Raw genomic sequence first — 19516 nt, forward strand, 5'->3', positions numbered from 1 at the left:
GTGGAGCAGGTGGGGGTACGTGAGGGTTTCGAGGCGCTGTACGGCGCCGCGCCCGAGGGCGTGTGGGCGGCGCCCGGCCGGGTCAACCTGATCGGCGAGTACACGGACTTCAACGAGGGGTTCGTGATGCCGCTCGCGCTGCCGCACACGGCGGTCGCGGCGGTGTCCCGCCGGTCCGACGGCGTGCTGCGGCTGCACTCGGCGGACATCGACGGACCCGTCGTCGAACTGCGCGTCGACGAACTGACGCCCCGGTCGGACACCGGCTGGGCCGCCTATCCGGCGGGTGTCGTGTGGGCGCTGCGCGAGGCCGGCCACGCCGTCGGCGGCGCGGACATCCACCTGGCCTCCACCGTCCCCACCGGCGCCGGGCTGTCCTCCTCGGCGGCCCTGGAGGTCGTCACCGCCCTCGCCCTCGACGAGCTGTACGGACTCGGGCTCACCCGGCCCGAGCTGGCCCGGCTCGCCCAGCGTGCCGAGAACGACTTCGTCGGCGTGCCCTGCGGGGTCATGGACCAGACGGCCTCGGCGTGCTGCACCGAGGGGCACGCCCTGCACCTCGACTGCCGCGACCTCTCCATCCGCCAGATCCCCTTCGATCTCGCCTCCCAGGGCCTCGAACTCCTCGTCGTCGACACCCGGGTGAAGCACGCGCTCGGCGACGGGGCGTACGCCGAGCGGCGTGCGGGCTGTGAGGAGGGGGCCCGGCAGCTCGGGGTGTCCCATCTGCGCGACGTCCCCTACGCGGAGCTCGACGCGGCGCTCGCCCGGCTCTCCGACGAGCGGGTCCGCCGCTACGTCCGCCACGTCGTCTCCGACGACCACCGGGTGGACCGGGTCGTCTCGCTGCTGGACGCGGGGGACGTCCGGGCGATCGGGCCGGTCCTGACGGACGGGCACGCCTCGCTGCGTGACGATCTGCGGATCTCGTGTGCCGAGCTGGATCTCGCCGTGTCGGCGGCGAACTCCGCCGGTGCGCTGGGGGCCCGTATGACGGGGGGTGGGTTCGGGGGGTCCGCTGTCGTGCTGGTCGAGTCCGCCGACATCGACGGGGTCACCAAGGCTGTGGTGGAGGCCTTCGCCGAGGCGGGCTTCACCGCTCCGCGGGTGTTCCCTGCTGTGCCTTCGGCCGGGGCCCGGCGGATCGGCTGAGCCACGGCTTCTTCGCCCCCTCCGCCCCTTCCCGTCCCGTCCTCGGGGGGCTCCGCCCCCCGAACCCCCCCCGCTCCTCAAACGCCGGAGGGGCTGGGACTCGTGCTGGAGCTTGTGTCGGAGGGGGCCGGGTTCCAGCGCTTTGTCAGGGTGTACTCCGTGATTCCCGGAGGGTAGTCCGGGATCACGGACACCACCTCGTAGCCCTGCTTGCGGTAGAAGTCCGGGGCCTGGAAGTCCCAGGTCTCCACGCGGGCGGCGGTGCAGCCGCGTCCGGTGGCTGCCCCTTCGGCCTCGGTCAGGAGCCGCGTGCCCAGGCCCGTGCCGCGATGGCGGTCGTCGACCCACAGATAGGTGACGTGCAGCCAGGTCGTCCAGGTGTGGCCCGCCAGACCGCCGGCCAGGCCGCCGTCCTCGTCCAAGGCCCAGACATGGAGCGGAAGTTCCCGCTCACCTGGGGTTCCGCGCAGCGCGCGCAGCACCGGGGACGCCGCCGTGTTCGTGTCCAGCAGCCGTCTGCGGAGCAGATCCCGCCGCTCCTTGTCGTCTCCTGTCTCGATACGAAACATACGGCTCACCATAAACGCGCTGGCCAACCAGTTCTGCAAATTGCCTTCCGCTCCCCGCCCCCACCCGTACTCTGATGAACAGTGCCGGTGGGGGCCGGTGCTGATCAGGGGGCGAGACAGTCGGGTACGACGCCCGTAGTGGGGGTAGCACTTCCAGCACGGCGGCGGCCGTGCGGCGGAGGCACCTCGTTTTCCGGGTCGCAAGCGGACCCGGGATCACCTCGGGCGCCGTACCCGTACGGATCGTCCCCCGACAGTGGGGGTTTCTGTGGTTCGCATCCGAGTACTGGTCGTCGACGACCATCGCATCTTCGCCGAGTCGCTCGCCGCCGCGCTCGCGGCCGAGCCCGACGTCGACGTGTCCGCCGCCGGCAGCGGTCCGGCCGCGCTGCGCTGCCTCGAACGCGCGGCGGCCGAGGGCCGCCGTTTCGACGTGCTGCTCGTCGACGCCGACCTGGGCGGCAATCTGCCCGGGATGCGTCCGGCGGTGCCCGTCCAGGAGAGCAACGAGGACGGCCTGGTCGACGGCATCTCGCTGGTCGCCGGGGTGCGTTCGGGACAGCCGGGCGTACGGACCGTCGTGCTGGCCGAGAAGGACGACCCGCGCCGGGCCGCGCTCGCCCTGCAGGCCGGGGCCTCCGGATGGGTCGCCAAGGACTGCTCGCTGTCGCGGCTGCTCACCGTCATACGGGGTGTGCTGCGCGACGAGACCCATCTGCCGCCCGCCCTGCTCACCGGGGTGCTGCGCGAGCTCACCGCCGCGCGCAAGCACCGCACCGAGAGCGAGCGGCTCGTCGAGTCGCTGACGCCCCGCGAGCGCGAGGTGCTGCGGTGCATGGTCGCCGGGCTCGGGCGCAAGGCGGTGGCGGAGCGGCTGTTCCTGTCGCCGCACACGGTCCGCACCCATATGCAGAACGTCCTCGGCAAGCTCGGGGTGCACTCCACCCTCGCCGCCGTCGCACTGGCCAGGCGGGCCGGGGTCGGACCCGTGGACCTAACCGGGGATGTTGTCGAACGGGGCGGTCAACTGGCGTAGCAGCCCGGCCAGTTCACCGCGCTGGGCCCGGCTCAGCTCGGCGAGGATCGCCCGCTCCTGGTCGAGCAGACCGGCCAGTGCCTGGTCGGCGCGGTCGCATCCCTCGTCCGTGAGGCGGACGAGCACGCCCCTGCGGTCGCTCGGGTCCGGGAGGCGCTCCACCAGACCCTTCTTGGTCAGACGGTCGATGCGGTTCGTCATCGTGCCGGAGGTGACGAGCGTCTGGGTCAGCAACTGTCCGGGGGAGAGCTGATACGGGGATCCCGCGCGCCGCAGCGCCGTCAGGACGTCGAACTCCCAGGGCTCCAGGCCGTGCTCGGCGAAAGCGAGCCGACGCGCACGGTCCAGGTGCCGGGCCAGCCTGCTCACCCGGCTGAGCACCTCGAGCGGTTCCACGTCGAGGTCAGGGCGCTCCCGGCGCCACGCAGCGACCAGCCGATCGACCTCGTCCTCCATGACGATCAGTGTAGTGGTTGTGTCGACATGAAGTCTCTTGATGTAGAGCTTCTCGATGACAAGTCTCTTGACGTCGAGATAGATTTCCTGTGAGGCTGGAGATCCGAACGGTCCGGTCGCCGCGCCCTTCAGCGGCCCGCGCCCCGCGACCGCGGCGACGTCGACTTCGAGGAGGCCACCCATGGCTGCCACCCCCACCTGGGACCCGGGTCAGTACCTGCGCCACTCCCGTCACCGGGCCCGCCCCTTCGCCGACCTTCTCGCCCAGGTCACCGATCTTCCCCACGAGCCCGCCCGCATCGCCGACCTCGGCTGCGGCCCCGGCAACGTCACCGTCCAGCTTGCCGACCGCTGGCCCACCGCCCGCATCACCGGCTACGACAACTCCGCCGACATGCTGGCCAGGACCGAGGAGCACGCCGGTCCCACCGCCGGCGGCGGACGGCTCGACTTCGCCCACGCCGACCTCACCGACTGGGCACCCGCCGAGACGTACGACCTGATCACCTCCAACGCCGCCCTCCAGTGGGTGCCGGGACACCTGGACTCGCTGCCGGGCTGGCTCGACGCCCTCGCGCCCGGCGGCACCCTCGCCTTCCAGATGCCGCACAACACCGACGCCCCGCTGCACGTCCTCCTGCGCGAACTCGCCACCTCCCCGCGCTGGAAGGGCCTCGTCGGCGACACCCTCCGCCCCGCCGACTCGGTCCACGACCCGCTCGTCTACCTGGACCGGCTGGAGGGCGCCGGCTGCCGGACGGACGTCTGGGAGACCACGTACATGCAACTGCTGACCGGCCCCGACCCCGTGCTCGACTGGGCGAAGGGGACCGCGCTGCGGCCCGTGCTGACCGCCCTCGCGGACGACCCCGAGGCCACGGACGCCTTCCTCGGCGCCTACCGCGACCTGCTGCGCGAGGCCTACCCCGCGCGGCCGTACGGCACGGTCCTGCCGTTCCGCCGGCTGTTCGCCGTGGCCCGGAAGGAGGCCTGATGCTCACCGCGCTCGACCATGTCCAGCTCGCCGCCCCACCGGGCTCCGAGGACCGGCTGCGCGCGTACTACGTCGACGCCCTCGGCATGACCGAGACGCCCAAGCCGCCCGTCCTCGCCGCCCGCGGGGGCTGCTGGTTCCGGGCGGGGGCCGTCGAGCTGCACCTGGGGATCGAGGCATCCTTCCGTCCCGCGAAGAAGGCCCACCCCGGGCTGCGGGTCACCGGCATCGACGCCTGTGCCGCACGGATCGCGGCCGCCGGCTTCCCCGTCACCTGGGACGAGGACCTGCCCGGTCACCGGCGCTTCTTCTCCGAGGACCCCGTCGGCAACCGCCTCGAATTCCTGGAGCCGGACCCGGAGCCGGACGCTGCGCCTGACTGAGGCGCCCCGCGGAGCAGGGACCGCGGAGCAGGAACCGCGAAGGGCCGGGAGCGGGGCTCCCGGCCCGTTTTCTAGGCCTTGCGATGCCCTATCAGCCGGGGCTTCGGCTCCAGACCGTCCAGGCCGTGCCACGCCAGATTCACCAGATGCGCGGCGACCTCCGCCTTGCGCGGCTTGCGGACGTCCAGCCACCACTGGCCCGTCAGCGCGACCATGCCGACCAGGGCCTGGGCGTACAGCGGCGCCAGCTTCGAGTCGAAGCCGCGGCTCTTGAACTCGCGGCCCAGGATGTCCTCCACCTGGGTGGCGATGTCCGAGATCAAGGACGCGAACGAACCCGTCGACTGCGGGATGGGGGAGTCGCGGACCAGGATGCGGAACCCGTCCGTGTACTCCTCGATGTAGTCCAGGAGGGCGAACGCCGCCTGCTCGCACAGCTCACGCGGATGCCCCGCCGTCAGCGAACCGGTCACCATGTCCAGCAGCCGCCGCATCTCGCGGTCCACCACCACCGCGTACAGGCCCTCCTTGCCGCCGAAGTGCTCGTAGACCACCGGCTTGGAGACACCGGCCTTGGCCGCGATCTCCTCCACCGACGTGCCCTCGAAGCCCTTGGCCGCGAACAGGGTGCGGCCGATCTCCAGCAGCTGCTGACGGCGCTCGGCGCCGGTCATGCGGGTGCGCCGCGCGCGCCGCGGCTTCTCGTTGCTGCTCGGGGTGCTGCTGGAGTCGGTCGCCACGCCGTCAATCATGCCGCTTCGGCGGTTTCCGTCTTGCGTCGGGAGCCGTTCCCGTCGTCGCTGCGGCGGGAATCGAGACGCGAGCGTGACGGCCAGCGCACGTCGTAGGCCCATCCGAGCTGTTCGAACCAGCGGATGAACCGCGCCGAGGAGTCGAGCTGGCCGCGGTCCACACCGTGCCGCGCGGACGTCGGGTCGGAGTGGTGGAGGTTGTGCCAGGACTCCCCGCACGAGAGGACCGCCAGCCACCACACGTTGCCCGAACGGTCACGCGACTTGAACGGACGCTTGCCGACCGCGTGACAGATCGAGTTGATCGACCAGGTCACATGGTGCAACAGCGCCACCCGGACGAGTGACCCCCAGAAGAACCCGGTGAACGCGCCCCACCACGACATCGTCACCAGGCCGCCGATCAGGGCCGGCAGCGCCAGCGAGAGCAGCGTCCAGAGGATGAACTGACGCGAGATCGCCCGGATCACCGGGTCCCTGACCAGGTCGGGGGCGTACTTCTCCTGCGAGGTCCGCTCCTCGTCGAACATCCATCCGATGTGCGCCCACCACAGGCCCTTCATCAGCGCCGGCACCGTCTCGCCGTAGCGCCACGGCGAGTGCGGGTCGCCCTCAGCGTCGGAGAACTTGTGGTGCTTGCGGTGGTCGGCGACCCAGCGCACGAGCGGGCCCTCGACCGCCATCGACCCCGCGACCGCGATCGCGATCCGCAGGGGACGCTTCGCCTTGAAGGAACCATGGGTGAAATAGCGGTGGTAGCCGATCGTCACACCGTGGCAGCCCAGGTAATAGAAGAAGACCAGCAGGCCGACATCCAGCCAGCTCAGCCCCCATCCCCAGGCCAGCGGAACCGCCGCCAGCAGGGCCAGGAACGGAACGGTGATGAAGAGAAGGAGGGTGATCTGTTCGAGCGACCCCTTCTTCTCGCCGCCGAGGGTCGCGGCGGGCAGCGAGGTGTCGCCGTCCGCCCGCGGGGCGTCGTCGATCACATCGGAACTCGTGGTCATGGGCGTCCCCTGTGGGGTTCGAGGGTGAGGAACGACGGGGAAGGGTGTCCGGGTCCGAACCCAGGGTCCCCCCGTCGTCCGACGGGAATACCTACGGGTCCGTAACCTACGGCGTCGTAAGTATGTCAGCGCGTAGCCCGGCGGCAAGAGCCCGTGAGCCTGCGCGTCCGAGGGGACACCTATCCTTGGTATCGGTCGGACAGCGCGGTCCGTTCTGATTTCTTCCCGGATGCCACCTCCCTAAGCGGCACCCGCCGCGCGCGGTCGTCACCCGGGTTCCCTCCCAGACGAGCTTCGAACGAGATTCCCCACTCTTCAGACGAGCTTCACCACTGCAAGGAGCCGCACCTGTGAGCAGTGCCGACGACCAGACCACGACGACCAGCAGCGAACTGCGCGCCGACATCCGCCGCCTGGGCGACCTGCTCGGCGAGACCCTCGTACGGCAGGAGGGTCCCGAGCTCCTGGAACTGGTCGAGAAGGTCCGCCGCCTGACCCGCGAGGACGGCGAGGCCGCCGCCGAGCTGCTGCGCGGCACCGAGCTGGAGACCGCCGCCAAGCTGGTCCGCGCCTTCTCGACCTACTTCCACCTCGCCAACGTCACCGAGCAGGTGCACCGCGGCCGCGAGCTGCGCGCCAAGCGCGCCGCCGAGGGCAGCCTCCTCGCCCGGACGGCCGACCGGCTCAAGGACGCCGACCCCGAGCACCTGCGCCAGACGGTCAAGAACCTCAACGTCCGCCCGGTGTTCACCGCCCACCCCACGGAGGCGGCCCGGCGCTCGGTCCTCAACAAGCTGCGGCGCATCGCCGCGCTCCTCGAGACCCCGGTCATCGAGGCCGACCGCCGCCGCTACGACACCCGCCTCGCCGAGAACATCGACCTCGTGTGGCAGACCGACGAACTCCGCGTCGTGCGCCCCGAGCCCGCCGACGAGGCCCGCAACGCCATCTACTACCTGGACGAGCTGCACGCCGGCGCCGTCGGCGACGTCCTGGAGGACCTCACCGCCGAACTCGAACGCGTCGGCGTCGCCCTCCCGGACGACACCCGCCCGCTCACCTTCGGCACCTGGATCGGCGGCGACCGCGACGGCAACCCGAACGTCACCCCCGACGTCACCTGGGACGTCCTGATCCTCCAGCACGAGCACGGCATCAACGACGCCCTGGAACTCATCGACGAGCTCCGCGGCTTCCTGTCGAACTCCATCCGCTACACCGGCGCGACCGAGGAACTCCTGGAATCCCTCCAGAGCGACCTGGAGCGCCTGCCGGAGATCAGCCCCCGCTACAAGCGCCTCAACGCCGAAGAGCCCTACCGCCTCAAGGCCACCTGCATCCGGCAGAAGCTGGAGAACACCAAGGACCGCCTGGCCAAGGGCACACCCCACCAGGACGGCCGCGACTACCTCGGCACCGCCGAGCTGCTGCGCGACCTCACCCTCATCCAGACCTCGCTGCGCGAGCACCGCGGCGGCCTGTTCGCCGACGGCCGCATGAACCGCACCATCCGCACGCTCGCCGCGTTCGGTCTCCAGCTCGCCACCATGGACGTACGCGAGCACGCGGACGCCCACCACCACGCCCTCGGCCAGCTCTTCGACCGCCTCGGCGAGGAGTCCTGGCGCTACGTGGACATGCCGCGCGACTACCGCGCCAAGCTCCTCGCCAAGGAACTGCGCTCCCGTCGCCCGCTCGGCCCCACCCCCGCGCCGCTCGACGCCGCCGGACAGAAGACCCTCGGCGTCTTCGAGACCGTCAAGAAGGCCCTGAAGATCTTCGGGCCCGAGGTCATCGAGTCGTACATCATCTCGATGTGCCAGGGCGCCGACGACGTCTTCGCCGCCGCCGTCCTCGCCCGCGAGGCCGGACTGCTCGACCTGCACGCCGGCTGGGCCAAGATCGGCATCGTGCCGCTCCTGGAGACCACCGACGAGCTCAAGGCCGCGGACACCATCCTGGAGGACATGCTCTCCGACCCCTCGTACCGCCGTCTCGTGGCGCTGCGCGGGGACGTCCAGGAGGTCATGCTCGGCTACTCCGACTCCTCGAAGTTCGGCGGCATCACCACCTCGCAGTGGGAGATCCACCGCGCCCAGCGCCGGCTCCGCGACGTCGCCCACCGCTACGGCGTACGCCTGCGCCTCTTCCACGGCCGCGGCGGCACCGTCGGCCGCGGCGGCGGCCCCTCGCACGACGCGATCCTCGCGCAGCCCTGGGGCACCCTGGAGGGCGAGATCAAGGTGACCGAGCAGGGCGAGGTCATCTCCGACAAGTACCTCGTCCCCTCGCTCGCCCGCGAGAACCTGGAACTGACGGTCGCCGCCACCCTCCAGGCGTCCGCCCTGCACACCGCGCCCCGCCAGTCCGACGAGGCGCTGGCCCGCTGGGACGCGGCGATGGACGTCGTCTCGGACGCCGCCCACTCCGCCTACCGCAGGCTCGTCGAGGACCCCGACCTGCCGACGTACTTCCTCGCCTCCACGCCGGTGGACCAGCTCGCCGACCTGCACCTGGGCTCGCGGCCCTCCCGCCGCCCCGGCTCGGGCGTCTCGCTCGACGGACTGCGCGCCATCCCGTGGGTCTTCGGCTGGACCCAGTCCCGGCAGATCGTGCCCGGCTGGTTCGGCGTCGGCTCCGGCCTCAAGGCACTGCGCGAGGCCGGGCTGGACACCGTGCTCGACGAGATGCACGAGCAGTGGCACTTCTTCCGGAACTTCCTCTCGAACGTCGAGATGACCCTCGCGAAGACCGATCTGCGGATCGCCCGCCACTACGTCGACACCCTCGTCCCCGACGAGCTCAAGCACGTGTTCGACGTCATCGAGGCCGAACACGAGCTCACCGTGCGCGAGGTGCTGCGCATCACCGGCGGCGACAAGCTGCTCGACACCAACCCGGTGCTCCAGCAGACCTTCGCCATCCGTGACGCCTACCTGGACCCGATCTCGTACCTCCAGGTCGCGCTCCTCAAGCGCCAGCGCGACGAGGCCGCGGCCGGACAGACGCCGGACCCGCTGCTCTCGCGGGCCCTGCTCCTGACCGTCAACGGTGTGGCGGCGGGTCTGCGCAACACCGGCTGAGCCGGCGCCGCCGGACACCGGCGGACAGACGAGAAGGCGCCCTTCCCGCTCGTACCCGTACGAGGGGGGAGGGCGCCTTCGTGTGTCCGTGGCATGTCCGTGGCACGGGTCCGTGCCTTGCGTCGGTGGCGCGAGCCCGTGCCGTGTGTCGGGGCGCGCGGGTCGTGCCGTGTCCGCGTGCGCGTGCCCTCACACGACCAGGAACGTCGCCGTCAGCAGGGCCATCCCCGTGCCCGCCATCAGCCAGGCCACGCGGGTCAGTCGCAGACCGCCCGCCACCACCACCGAGGCGAGCAGCAGGGCACCCCCGAGCGGGACCCACGCGTAGAGCAGACCGGCCGGGCCGCTGCGGACGACCTCGTCGCTGCCGGGCTTCACCGTGACCGTGTACGTCCGGCCCTTCTCCACCGCCACCGACTCGTCGATGACGACATGGGCCCGCGCCCGCGAACCGGGCGACGCCGGGGTGTACGGACCCGTGCAGACGTCCCCCGAGCACGACCGCACCGCGATCGTGCCCTGCTCCCGGCCCTTGCTCAGCATCACGTGCTGCGCGGTGCCCCAGGAGGCCCACACACCCGCGATCAGGATGAGCCCGGTGACCACGCCCATCGCCGCGAGCTGTCCGAAACGGAGCGCCGCGAACGCGCTCTGACGTGAGGTGACGGCACGCATGGCGGGGATCATTGGCCATGGCCGCGCGCTGGGTCAACCCCGGCAGGGGACAAGTCGGCAGTTGTACGCGTACGTCGACCACAGGTCCCGTCCCTGCGCAGTCCCGCCGCGTCCCCCGGGCCCTCGCGGGCCCCGGCCCTCAGGAGTTGTACGTGCTCTGGGCCCGCTCCAGGCCCTCGATCACCAGACACTCCACCGCGTCCGCCGCCCGGTCGACGAAGTAGTCCAGCTCCTTGCGCTCGGTGGACCCGAAGTCCTTCAGCACGAAGTCCGCCACCTGCATACGGCCCGGCGGACGCCCGATGCCGAACCGCACCCGGTGATAGTCCGCGCCCATCGCCTTCGTCATGGACTTCAGACCGTTGTGGCCGTTGTCGCCGCCGCCCAGCTTCAGCCGCAGCACGCCGTAGTCGATGTCGAGCTCGTCGTGGACCGCCACGATGTTCGCCGTCGGCACCTTGTAGAAGTCCCGCAGCGCGGTCACCGGGCCACCCGACAGGTTCATGTACGACATCGGCTTGGCCAGGATCACCCGGCGGTTCGCCGGACCGGGCGGCCCGATCCGCCCCTCGATCACCTGGGCCTGCGCCTTGCCCGCCCGCTTGAACTTCCCGCCGATCCGCCCGGCCAGCAGGTCGGCCACCATGAAGCCCACGTTGTGCCGGTTCATGGCGTACTCGGGGCCCGGGTTGCCGAGGCCCACGATCAGCCAGGGCGCGTTGGCGTCGGTCGTCACGTCCGTGTCTCCCATGTGTCCTTGATACGCGGCAGCCGCCGCTCCCGAGAAGGAGCGGCGGCTGACACAGATGAAGATTCCGGGGGGATCAGGCCTCGGCGGCCGCGTCGCCCTCGGCCTCGCCCTCGGCGGCCGGCTCCTCGGCCTGCGCCGACAGGACCTGGATGACGACCGCGTCCTCGTCGATCGCCAGCGTGGTGCCCTTGGGGAGCGTGATGTCCTTGGCGTGGATGGAGGCGCCGGCCTCCAGGCCCTCGATGGAGACGGTGACCGACTCCGGGATGTGGGTGGCCTCGGCCTCGACCGTCAGGGTGTTGAGCACGTTCTCGACGAGGAAGCTGCCCGGGGCCAGCTCGCCCTCGGTCTGCACGAAGACCTCGACGGTGACCTTCTCGCCGCGCTTCACGAGGAGCAGGTCGACGTGCTCGAGGAAGCCCTTGATGGCGTCGCGCTGGACGGCCTTCGGGATCGCGAGCTCGGTCTTGCCGTTCAGGTCCAGGGAGAGCAGGACGTTCGGCGTACGCAGGGCGAGCAGCAGGTCGTGGCCCGGCAGCGTGATGTGGACCGGGTCCGTGCCGTGACCGTAGACGACGCCGGGGACCCTGCCCTCGCGGCGGACGCGGCGGGCGGCACCCTTGCCGAACTCGGTGCGGGACTCGGCGGCGAGCTTGACCTCGGACATGTTCACTCCTCGTAGAACTGGGGAAGAAGGTCACCCGGCCAAACCATCGGCCTGCTACGAAGAGCGCGTCGATAACGGACCGCCGCACATGAAAGTGCGGCCTCCCTCGCCGAGCAACTGTGACAGCTTACGGGGCGGGGAGGCCGTACAAGAAATCGATCTAGGCGACCGGCCGGCGGCGGGGTCCGCCACCGGCCCGCGGGGTGCGGCCTACTGCTCCTCGAACAGGCTCGTCACCGAACCGTCCTGGAAGACCTCACGCACCGCGTCGGCGATCGTCGGGGCGATCGACAGCACCGTGATCTTGTCGAGCTCCAGCTCACCCGGCGTCGGCAGGGTGTCCGTGAAGATGAACTCGCTGACCTTGGAGTTCTTCAGACGGTCGGCCGCCGGGCCGGAGAGCACGCCGTGCGTGGCCGTCACGATGACGTCCTCCGCGCCGTGCGCGAAGAGCGCGTCGGCGGCGGCGCAGATGGTGCCACCGGTGTCGATCATGTCGTCGACGAGGACGCAGACGCGGCCCTTCACGTCACCGACCACCTCGTGGACGGTGACCTGGTTGGCGACGTCCTTGTCGCGGCGCTTGTGCACGATGGCCAGCGGAGCGTCGAGACGGTCGCACCAGCGGTCGGCGACCCGCACCCGGCCGGCGTCCGGGGAGACGACGGTGAGCTTGGACCTGTCGACCTTGGCGCCCACGTAGTCGGCGAGGATCGGCAGCGCGAACAGGTGGTCCACCGGGCCGTCGAAGAAGCCCTGGATCTGGTCGGTGTGCAGGTCGACCGTGAGGATGCGGTCCGCGCCGGCCGTCTTCATCAGGTCCGCGACCAGACGCGCCGAGATCGGTTCACGTCCACGGTGCTTCTTGTCCTGACGGGCGTAACCGTAGAAGGGCACGATCACGGTGATGCTCCGGGCGGAGGCCCGCTTGAGAGCGTCGATCATGATGAGCTGTTCCATGATCCACTTGTTGATGGGAGCCGTGTGGCTCTGCATCAGGAAGCAGTCGGCGCCGCGCGCGGACTCCTGGTAGCGGATGTAGATCTCGCCGTTGGCGAAGTCGAAGGCCTTCGTCGGGACGACCCCGACACCCAGCTTGTGGGCGACCTCCTCGGCAAGCTCGGGGTGGGCGCGGCCGGAGAAGAACATCATCTTCTTCTCGCCGGTCGTCGTCTTGATCCCGGTCACAGCACTGTCTCCTCAGAGGTCATCTCAGTGGGCGTGAGAGGCCTTCTCAGCTGGGTTGCGAGAGGGCTTCTCAGCAGGGGTGCGGGTGTGCACTTATCACGGTACGCCGTCCCAGACGTGCCGTTTTCCGGTCAGCCTTCGCCTTCCGGTTCCCGGGAGGCGGTCTCCGCGGCCTTCGCGGCGGCGCTTCCGGGACGCTTGCGAGCCACCCAGCCCTCGATATTGCGCTGCTGGCCGCGGGCCACGGCCAGCGAACCGGGCGGTACGTCCTTCGTGATGACGGAGCCCGCCGCGGTGTACGCGCCGTCCCCGACCGTGACAGGAGCCACAAACATGTTGTCCGAACCCGTACGGCAGTGCGAGCCGATCGTGGTGTGGTGCTTCTCCTGCCCGTCGTAGTTCACGAACACGCTGGCGGCACCGATGTTCGAGTACTCGCCGATCGTCGCGTCACCGACGTACGACAGGTGCGGGATCTTCGTCCCCTCGCCGATCGTCGCGTTCTTCGTCTCGACGTACGTGCCGACCTTGGCCTTCAGGCCGATCCGCGTGCCCGGACGCAGATAGGCGAACGGGCCCACCTTCGCCTGCGGGCCCACCTCGGCGGTGTCGGCCACGGTGTTGTCGACGCGGGCGCCGGCACCCACCCGGGTGTCCTTCAGGCGGCAGTTGGGCCCGACCTCGGCGCCCTCGGCGACGTGCGTGGCGCCCTGGAGCTGCGTCCCGGGGTGCACGATCGCGTCCGGCTCGAAGGTGACCGTCACGTCGACCCAGGTCGTCGCGGGGTCGACGACGCTGACGCCGGCCAGCATGGCCTGCGTGAGCAGGCGGTCGTTCAGGATGCGGCGGGCCTCGGCGAGCTGTACGCGGTTGTTGATGCCGGCGATCTCGCGGTGGTCGGCGGCGACAGCCGCGCCCACGCGGTGCCCGGCCTCGCGCAGGATGCCGAGGACGTCCGTCAGGTACTCCTCGCCCTGGCTGTTGTCCGTGCGCACCTTGCCGAGCGCGTCGGCGAGGAGCTGGCCGTCGAAGGCGAAGACGCCCGAGTTGATCTCGCGGATCGCGCGCTGCGAGTCGGTGGCGTCCTTGTGCTCGACGATCGCGGTGACCGCGCCGCTGGCGCCGTCCCGCACGATGCGGCCGTAGCCGGTGGCGTCGGGGACCTCGGCGGTCAGCACCGTGACGGCGTTGCCGTCGGCGCTGTGGGTCGAGGCGAGCGCGAGCAGGGTCTCTCCGCTGAGCAGGGGGGTGTCGCCGCAGACCACGACGACGGTGCCGTCCACGCCGCCGCCGAGCTCTTCGAGGCCCATCCGTACCGCGTGCCCGGTGCCGTTCTGCTCGGCCTGCACCGCCGTCCGGACGTCCGGGTCGATCTCCCCGAGGTGCCCGATGACCTTCTCGCGGGCGTGCCCGACGACGACGACCAGGTTCTCGGGGTCCAACTCACGCGCGGCGGCCAGCACATGACCGACGAGAGAGCGTCCACAGAGGTCGTGGAGAACCTTGGGTGTGGCCGATTTCATACGGGTGCCCTCACCCGCTGCAAGTACGACGACGGCTGCCGGGCGATTGGCGCTCACGGGGTTGCCCTTCGGCTTCGGATGGCGGGGTGTGGACATCCGCAGGATACCGGGGCGAATCAGGAGGGATGTGGGAGAGGGCCCTGACAGAGCTTGTCAGGGCCCTCTCCGCAGGGCTCCCGGGGAAGGAATCGAACCCTCATTCAATGGACCAAAACCATTTGTCCTGCCATTAGACGACCCGGGATGGCATGCGCGCTATGTCCGATTGGGTTCATCGGCTTCGCGTGCGGACAACACTATGCCGTACCACCAGCCTTCGATGCGACGGTACAAGTCGGCGCCGCCGCGCACGCCGACTCGAAGACAGCCGTGGTAAAGCTCGTCGGTGTTCTTGCGGTTCGTGCGCGGATTGTGCTTCTTGACAGAGGTCTTGAGGAGGTCGGCCGTCTCGATACCGACGTGCTCCGCCCAGAATTCCTCGGCCGCCCCGGCGTCGGCTGTCTCATGGATGTGCACCGCGAACCGGAGGCGTTCCCGCTCGACCCCGAGCAGGTGCAGCCACGCCAGGAAGACGGTGATCATGTCCGGATCACTGTTCACGAAGACGATGCGCTCTTGTCGGCGATAGGGCTTGCTCTTGGATCCTTCGGCCCAATAGAGGCCCACACCCACGAGGAAGAGTTCCCGGTCGGTCATGGCACCGACTTCCGCGGCCGCCACGCGCTTGGTCTGTCGGCGCTCCTCCTCCCGCTTCCGGAGCGTGGCCTCCCATCCGCGTCTGGCGATCGCCGATGCCTCCTCGCGGGTCCGCGTCGGGCGTTCCGGCTGCGGCAGATCCCGGACCCAGAGGGAGATCGAACTCTTCGAGCAGCCCAGTTCGAGCTGGATCCGGTCGTAGGTCCAGCCCTGGAGGCGCAGCTCGCGGGCCCTGTCGCGGAGGTCGTCCTTCGCCCGTGGGCGCCTGGTCCAGTCCGGGGGCGGCTCGCCGTCCAGGAGACGGTTGAGGATGTCGTTGTTGTAGATGTGCAGTCGGTCACGGATCTGGCGGCGGCTGAGTCCCGCCCGGCGCAGCGCCACCGCTTCTTCGCGCAAGGAGTCGAAATCCGCGTGCCCGCCTTGTGGATGTGCCATGGGCATACCGTGACGCCGGAATGCAGACCTCCACGGTCGAACGGTGATCGATTCAATAGTTCGAGGGATATCGGCAGGTTTCGCTTCTGTTCGAGAGTGGGGTGTGGTGTAGGCCAGTCGGTGAAACTCACCGGAAATGGTTCGGGGTGCAACCGTAGGCTGGAGGCATGACCACGACGGGGGAAGAGCACACCGCGGCCGGGAACGGGCCGTGGTGGTGGGTCGGATGGCGCGGTGCGGTGCTGGACGCGGGGCTCGCTCTGGCGTCCGCGTTCGAGTGCGGGGGCGAGGGGGTCCGCTTCGCGCACGACGCGGGACTGCCCGCTCCGGTGGGGGTCGCGTTCGGGGCCGTGGCCGGGTCCGTACTGCTGGTACGGCGGAAGTGGCCGATCGCGGTCGTGCTGGTGTCCATCGCGATCACGCCCGCCCAGATGGGCTTCCTCATGGGACTCGTCGGGCTCTACACACTCGCCGCCTCCGAGCTGCCGCGCCGCATCACCGCGGCGCTGGCCGGGATGTCCTTCGCCGGCATGCTGATCGTCACGTTCGTCCGCGCGCACCAGAGCGTCGTGGACGGGGACGTGCCGATGGGGAACTGGCTCGTCCCCTTCGCCTCCATCACGACGGCCATCGGGATGACCGCGCCGCCCGTGCTGCTCGGGCTGTACATGGGGGCCAGGCGCCGGCTCATGGAGAGCCTGCGCGAGCGGGCGGACTCGTTGGAGCGGGAGCTGCAGCTCCTCGCGGAGCGGGCGGAGGAGCGGGCGGAGTGGGCGCGCAACGAGGAGCGCACCCGGATCGCGCGGGAGATGCACGACGTCGTCGCGCACCGGGTCTCCCTGATGGTCGTGCACGCGGCGGCGCTTCAGGCCGTCGCGCGGAAGGATCCCGAGAAGGCCGTGAAGAACGCCGCGCTGGTGGGGGACATGGGGCGGCAGGCGCTGACCGAGCTGAGGGAGATGCTGGGTGTGCTCCGCACGGGGGACGGGGTGCCGGCGCGTGTGCCGTCGGTGCCGCTGGCGGCCGTGGGGGCCGCGGCGGCCGCCGCCGCCTCGCGGGCGGCCGGTGACTCCGCCGGGGGCGGTGAGGGGCCGAGTCTGGCCGAGATCGACGAGCTGATCGGGCAGTCGGCGGCGGCCGGGATGGTCGTGGCCCTGTCGGTCGAGGGGGACATGCGGGCGTACGCCCGCGAGATCGAGCAGACCGCCTACCGGGTGGTGCAGGAGGCGTTGACGAACGTCCACAAGCACGCGGCGGGGGCCAAGACGTATGTCCGGCTGGCGCATCGGGTGTCCGAGATCGCGATGCAGGTCGAGAACGAGTGTCCGCCGGAGGTGGGGGCGGGGTCGTCCGTGGGGTTGCCCAGTGGGGGGAACGGGCTGCTGGGGATGAAGGAGCGGGTGGCCGCGCTCGGGGGTGTGTTCGTGTCGGGGCCGACGGATGCGGGTGGGTTCCGGGTGTCGGCGGTGATCCCGGCGTAGCCCTCCGGGCGGTAGCCGGGTGCCGTTTCCGTCCACCGGGCGCGGGTTCCGTCCGGTGGGTGGGTCGGGGCCGTGCCGGTGCATCAGCCCGTCGCCGTCGGGTGAGGAGTGACCGTCGGTGGCGACGGCCATTGATGTACCGGCACGGCCCCGACGGCACGCGGCCGACTGCGGGTGCGTGATCCAGTCGGTTCCAACCCCGGCCCGCCGAAGCTTCCCCGCCCGGTCGGCCGAAGCTTTCAGCTCCGGCCGGCGAAATTTTCAGCCCCTCCGGCGTTTGAGGAGCGGGGTCTGGGGCGGAGCGCCGGGGTGGGGCGGGTAGGGGCGGAGGGGGGTTTGTCAGGTCGTGGTCAGGCGGGGTGGGGCCGTGCCGGTGAGGAGGGTGGTCAGGGCCGCGTCGATGTGGGGGCCCAGGTACCAGTCGCCGGTGTGGTCGAGGGTGTAGACACGGCCCTCGGCGTCGATGGCGAGCAGCGCGTGGGAGTCGGGTTCCTCGCCCAGCGGGCACACCTCGGTGTCGAGCGCGCGCCCGAGATCGCCGAGGGTGCGGGCCATGTGCAGCCCGTGCAGGGGATCGAGATGCAGCAGGGCGGGGGCGACCTGACGCCCGGGCCCCGTGGCGCCGACCCGCAGCCCCCCGAACTCCGCCCACGCCTCGACCGCCGCCGGGAACACGGAGTGCCGGTGCCCGGCCGGAGACGCGTGTCCGCGCAGCTCGTCGGCCCAGTACTCGGCCTGCTTTATGTCCCAGCGTCCAGGCTGCCATCCCGCCGCGCGCAGCACGGCGTCCACGGGTTCGGGGAAACGGGTGGAGGGTGTCCCCTGCCCGGGAGGGGAGAAGAGGCTGGAGGAGGAGCGTTCGGAGTGCATCTGCCCTTCGTTCGTCGAGGGATGGGACATCGGCGTCGCGGGACGCCGTCATGCGTACGTGTGCGGGGGAGGGGGAGTTCAGGCGTCCGGTGCGGCCGGGTCGACGACGCGTACGCCGAAGTGGCCGCTGAGCGCCGTGCAGGAGCGGCAGGGCGGGGCGAAGCTGCCGTGCAGCGGGTCGCCGTCCTCGCGGATGCGGCGCGCGGTGAGCTTGGCTCCCTTGAGGGCTTTGCGGGCCTCACCGTTGGTCATCGGCTTGCGGCCCGCGCGCTTGCTGCGTTCGGCGTCGGCGGAGGCGATCTGCCGCGAGATCAGGATGGCCTCGGCGCAGCGGCCGGTGAAGCGGTCGCGCTGCGCGTTCGTGAGGGTGTCGAGGAAGTCCTGGACCAGCGGGTGAAGGGCGGGTGGCTGGTCGCCGCGGGCGGCCGTGCCGGTGAGGGTGGCGCCGCGGACGGAGAGGGCGGCGGCGACGGTGGGGAGTATGCCGTCGCGGCGGTACAGCAGGGCGGGGGCGTGCAGCGCTTCGGCGCTGCTCCAGCCGACCCGGGGGTCCCCGGACGTGCCCGTATGCGTGGCGTTCATGATCGTCTTTCCCTCCCGTGCATCCCCCGGTGCGGAGACAGACTGCCAAATGCCATGGCGGGAGCGGTAGCTGGGGCGCCGCGACACGCCAGGGCTTCGGCATACGGTCACGGCGGGGTGACGGCTGGTCACGGAACCGGAGGCCCGGTGACCGGTGTCGTACAACCGAATAGGCTGTCGACATCCGCGCTCCATCCAGCTACTGAAGACGCCGCAGGGGGCAACCGCCATGACGACAGGTCGGCTCGGGCAACAAGCCGCGCCGCCGAACGCGGCCTACGCCGGGCAAGTCGTGAACTTCCCGGATCCGGTCCGGGCAGCGCGCCACCCCAGAGGTGTGCGGATCGACGAGCGCGGCTATCCCGACTTCTCGCTCTACGCGCGTGCCGCGGCGGAGATCGCGGAGCCTCCGGAGGGCTTCGGCGTCGACGAGTTGAGGCTCACGGACTACGTCTCCGCGAACGCCGCGCTCGCCGCGTCCGGGCACGAGCTGTGGGACACGATTCCCGCGGTGGCGACTCCGCACGGCTGGACGTGGCACCACATGGCGGGCACCCGGCGGCTCGAGTTGGTGCCGGTCGAGGTGAAGGCGCTGCTGCGGCACCACGGCGGTGTCGCGACCGCGGCCGTCGACCATTCCAAGCGGGGGACGCGGCCGTTGCAGGAGACGCGGCCCGCGCACTTCGGGCTGCCGAAGTCGTCGGTCGCGGTGTCCGAGCAGCAGGTGCAGGCGGTCGAGGAGGACCTCGGTTACCGGCTGCCCGGCGCCTACCGGTCGTTCCTGAAGGCCGCGGGCGGATGCGCGCCGGTCGGCGCCGCGCTCGACGCGGAGCTCGGACTCCTGGTGGACCAGCCGCTGTTCACCGTGCGCGACGAGGCCGCGGTCAACGACCTGGTGTACGTCAACAAGTGTCTGCGCGACCATCTGACCAAGGACTACCTGGGTGTCGGGTTCGTGCAGGGCGGTCTGCTGGCCGTGAAGGTGAAGGGCGACCGGATCGGTTCGGTCTGGTTCTGCGCGTTCGACGACGCCCGTGACACGGACGCGTGGCCGGCGGCCGAGCGGGTGGAGCGGCTTCTGCTGCCGTGCGGTGACGACTTCGACCAGTTCCTGTCGCGGCTCGCCGGCAATCCGCCGGAGTTGGAGACGGTGGCGAATCTGATGGTGGACGGCGGCTTCGCGTACGCCGTGCCCGTCTCTTCGGTGGGGGAGTGA

Annotated in this window: 19 protein-coding genes and 1 tRNA gene; 7 read left to right on the forward strand and 13 right to left on the reverse strand. The window is 70.8% G+C overall.

Annotated features, from left to right (window positions below; translation table 11 throughout):
- The first annotated feature begins 9 nt into the window (after window positions 1-9).
- Window positions 10-1152: a galactokinase gene (galK, locus tag ACFRIC_RS29290; RefSeq protein WP_382792075.1), complete on the forward strand. Its 1143-nt coding sequence runs from the start codon at window positions 10-12 to the stop codon at window positions 1150-1152.
- A gap of 77 nt (window positions 1153-1229) precedes the next feature.
- Here galK and ACFRIC_RS29295 read toward each other — a convergent pair whose 3' ends face one another.
- A complete protein-coding gene (locus tag ACFRIC_RS29295) occupies window positions 1230-1733 on the reverse strand; it encodes a GNAT family N-acetyltransferase (RefSeq protein WP_382792078.1) in 504 nt (167 codons plus the stop codon).
- A gap of 256 nt (window positions 1734-1989) precedes the next feature.
- Here ACFRIC_RS29295 and ACFRIC_RS29300 point away from each other — a divergent pair, with 256 nt between their 5' ends.
- The gene (locus ACFRIC_RS29300) at window positions 1990-2757 is read left to right on the forward strand and encodes a response regulator transcription factor (protein ID WP_326787288.1); all 768 of its coding nucleotides are present in this window, start codon (window positions 1990-1992) and stop codon (window positions 2755-2757) included.
- On the opposite strand, the gene ACFRIC_RS29305 is transcribed toward ACFRIC_RS29300, so the two are convergent.
- Entirely contained in the window at window positions 2716-3213 is a 498-nt protein-coding gene (locus ACFRIC_RS29305) for a MarR family winged helix-turn-helix transcriptional regulator (protein WP_103553555.1), read from the reverse strand. The two genes, ACFRIC_RS29300 and ACFRIC_RS29305, sit on opposite strands and share 42 nt — an antisense overlap.
- 181 nt (window positions 3214-3394) lie before the next feature.
- On the opposite strand from ACFRIC_RS29305, the gene ACFRIC_RS29310 reads away from it, so the two are divergent.
- Together ACFRIC_RS29310 and ACFRIC_RS29315 are read left to right on the forward strand one after the other, a co-directional pair.
- Window positions 3395-4207: a trans-aconitate 2-methyltransferase gene (locus ACFRIC_RS29310; RefSeq protein WP_382791725.1), complete on the forward strand. Its 813-nt coding sequence runs from the start codon at window positions 3395-3397 to the stop codon at window positions 4205-4207.
- A complete protein-coding gene (locus ACFRIC_RS29315) occupies window positions 4207-4590 on the forward strand; it encodes a glyoxalase (protein ID WP_382791728.1) in 384 nt (127 codons plus the stop codon). The genes ACFRIC_RS29310 and ACFRIC_RS29315 overlap by 1 nt, the downstream gene beginning before the upstream one ends.
- A gap of 71 nt (window positions 4591-4661) precedes the next feature.
- Here ACFRIC_RS29315 and ACFRIC_RS29320 read toward each other — a convergent pair whose 3' ends face one another.
- Window positions 4662-5342, reverse strand: a complete 681-nt coding sequence (locus ACFRIC_RS29320) for a TetR/AcrR family transcriptional regulator (protein WP_355761080.1) — start codon at window positions 5340-5342, stop codon at window positions 4662-4664.
- Window positions 5339-6349: an acyl-CoA desaturase gene (locus ACFRIC_RS29325; RefSeq protein WP_382791731.1), complete on the reverse strand. Its 1011-nt coding sequence runs from the start codon at window positions 6347-6349 to the stop codon at window positions 5339-5341. Before ACFRIC_RS29325 ends, ACFRIC_RS29320 begins: the two co-directional genes overlap by 4 nt.
- A 350-nt stretch (window positions 6350-6699) precedes the next feature.
- Between ACFRIC_RS29325 and ppc the strand changes: the two genes are divergently transcribed.
- A complete protein-coding gene (ppc, locus tag ACFRIC_RS29330; RefSeq protein ID WP_382791734.1) occupies window positions 6700-9432 on the forward strand; it encodes a phosphoenolpyruvate carboxylase in 2733 nt (910 codons plus the stop codon).
- A gap of 189 nt (window positions 9433-9621) precedes the next feature.
- Here ppc and ACFRIC_RS29335 read toward each other — a convergent pair whose 3' ends face one another.
- The 7 genes from ACFRIC_RS29335 to ACFRIC_RS29365 all read right to left on the reverse strand — a co-directional run bounded on the left by ACFRIC_RS29335 (window position 9622) and on the right by ACFRIC_RS29365 (window position 15367).
- Window positions 9622-10119, reverse strand: coding sequence for a hypothetical protein (locus ACFRIC_RS29335; protein ID WP_382791737.1), 498 nt, complete (start codon window positions 10117-10119; stop codon window positions 9622-9624).
- Window positions 10120-10246: 127 nt separating this feature from the next.
- Window positions 10247-10858, reverse strand: coding sequence for an aminoacyl-tRNA hydrolase (pth, locus tag ACFRIC_RS29340; protein ID WP_382791739.1), 612 nt, complete (start codon window positions 10856-10858; stop codon window positions 10247-10249).
- 73 nt (window positions 10859-10931) lie between these two features.
- Window positions 10932-11525: a 50S ribosomal protein L25/general stress protein Ctc gene (locus tag ACFRIC_RS29345; RefSeq protein ID WP_382791742.1), complete on the reverse strand. Its 594-nt coding sequence runs from the start codon at window positions 11523-11525 to the stop codon at window positions 10932-10934.
- Window positions 11526-11735: 210 nt separating this feature from the next.
- Window positions 11736-12713: a ribose-phosphate diphosphokinase gene (locus ACFRIC_RS29350; RefSeq protein ID WP_382791745.1), complete on the reverse strand. Its 978-nt coding sequence runs from the start codon at window positions 12711-12713 to the stop codon at window positions 11736-11738.
- A 131-nt stretch (window positions 12714-12844) separates the two neighbouring features.
- Window positions 12845-14293 (reverse strand): bifunctional UDP-N-acetylglucosamine diphosphorylase/glucosamine-1-phosphate N-acetyltransferase GlmU, encoded by a 1449-nt coding sequence (gene glmU / locus ACFRIC_RS29355; protein WP_382791748.1) that lies wholly within the window; start codon window positions 14291-14293, stop codon window positions 12845-12847.
- A 116-nt stretch (window positions 14294-14409) separates the two neighbouring features.
- Window positions 14410-14480, reverse strand: a tRNA-Gln gene (locus ACFRIC_RS29360).
- An 11-nt stretch (window positions 14481-14491) separates the two neighbouring features.
- Window positions 14492-15367, reverse strand: a complete 876-nt coding sequence (locus ACFRIC_RS29365; protein ID WP_382792082.1) for a hypothetical protein — start codon at window positions 15365-15367, stop codon at window positions 14492-14494.
- A 167-nt stretch (window positions 15368-15534) separates the two neighbouring features.
- On the opposite strand from ACFRIC_RS29365, the gene ACFRIC_RS29370 reads away from it, so the two are divergent.
- A complete protein-coding gene (locus tag ACFRIC_RS29370) occupies window positions 15535-16848 on the forward strand; it encodes a sensor histidine kinase (protein WP_382791750.1) in 1314 nt (437 codons plus the stop codon).
- Window positions 16849-17187: 339 nt separating this feature from the next.
- On the opposite strand, the gene ACFRIC_RS29375 is transcribed toward ACFRIC_RS29370, so the two are convergent.
- The gene (locus tag ACFRIC_RS29375; protein WP_382791752.1) at window positions 17188-17718 is read right to left on the reverse strand and encodes an SUKH-3 domain-containing protein; all 531 of its coding nucleotides are present in this window, start codon (window positions 17716-17718) and stop codon (window positions 17188-17190) included.
- A 78-nt stretch (window positions 17719-17796) separates the two neighbouring features.
- A complete protein-coding gene (locus tag ACFRIC_RS29380; RefSeq protein ID WP_382791754.1) occupies window positions 17797-18300 on the reverse strand; it encodes a YwqJ-related putative deaminase in 504 nt (167 codons plus the stop codon).
- 229 nt (window positions 18301-18529) lie between these two features.
- Here ACFRIC_RS29380 and ACFRIC_RS29385 point away from each other — a divergent pair, with 229 nt between their 5' ends.
- Window positions 18530-19516: an SMI1/KNR4 family protein gene (locus ACFRIC_RS29385; protein WP_382791757.1), complete on the forward strand. Its 987-nt coding sequence runs from the start codon at window positions 18530-18532 to the stop codon at window positions 19514-19516.

The sequence above is a fragment of the Streptomyces sp. NPDC056738 genome (assembly GCF_042790435.1).
Taxonomy (GTDB): Bacteria; Actinomycetota; Actinomycetes; order Streptomycetales; family Streptomycetaceae; genus Streptomyces.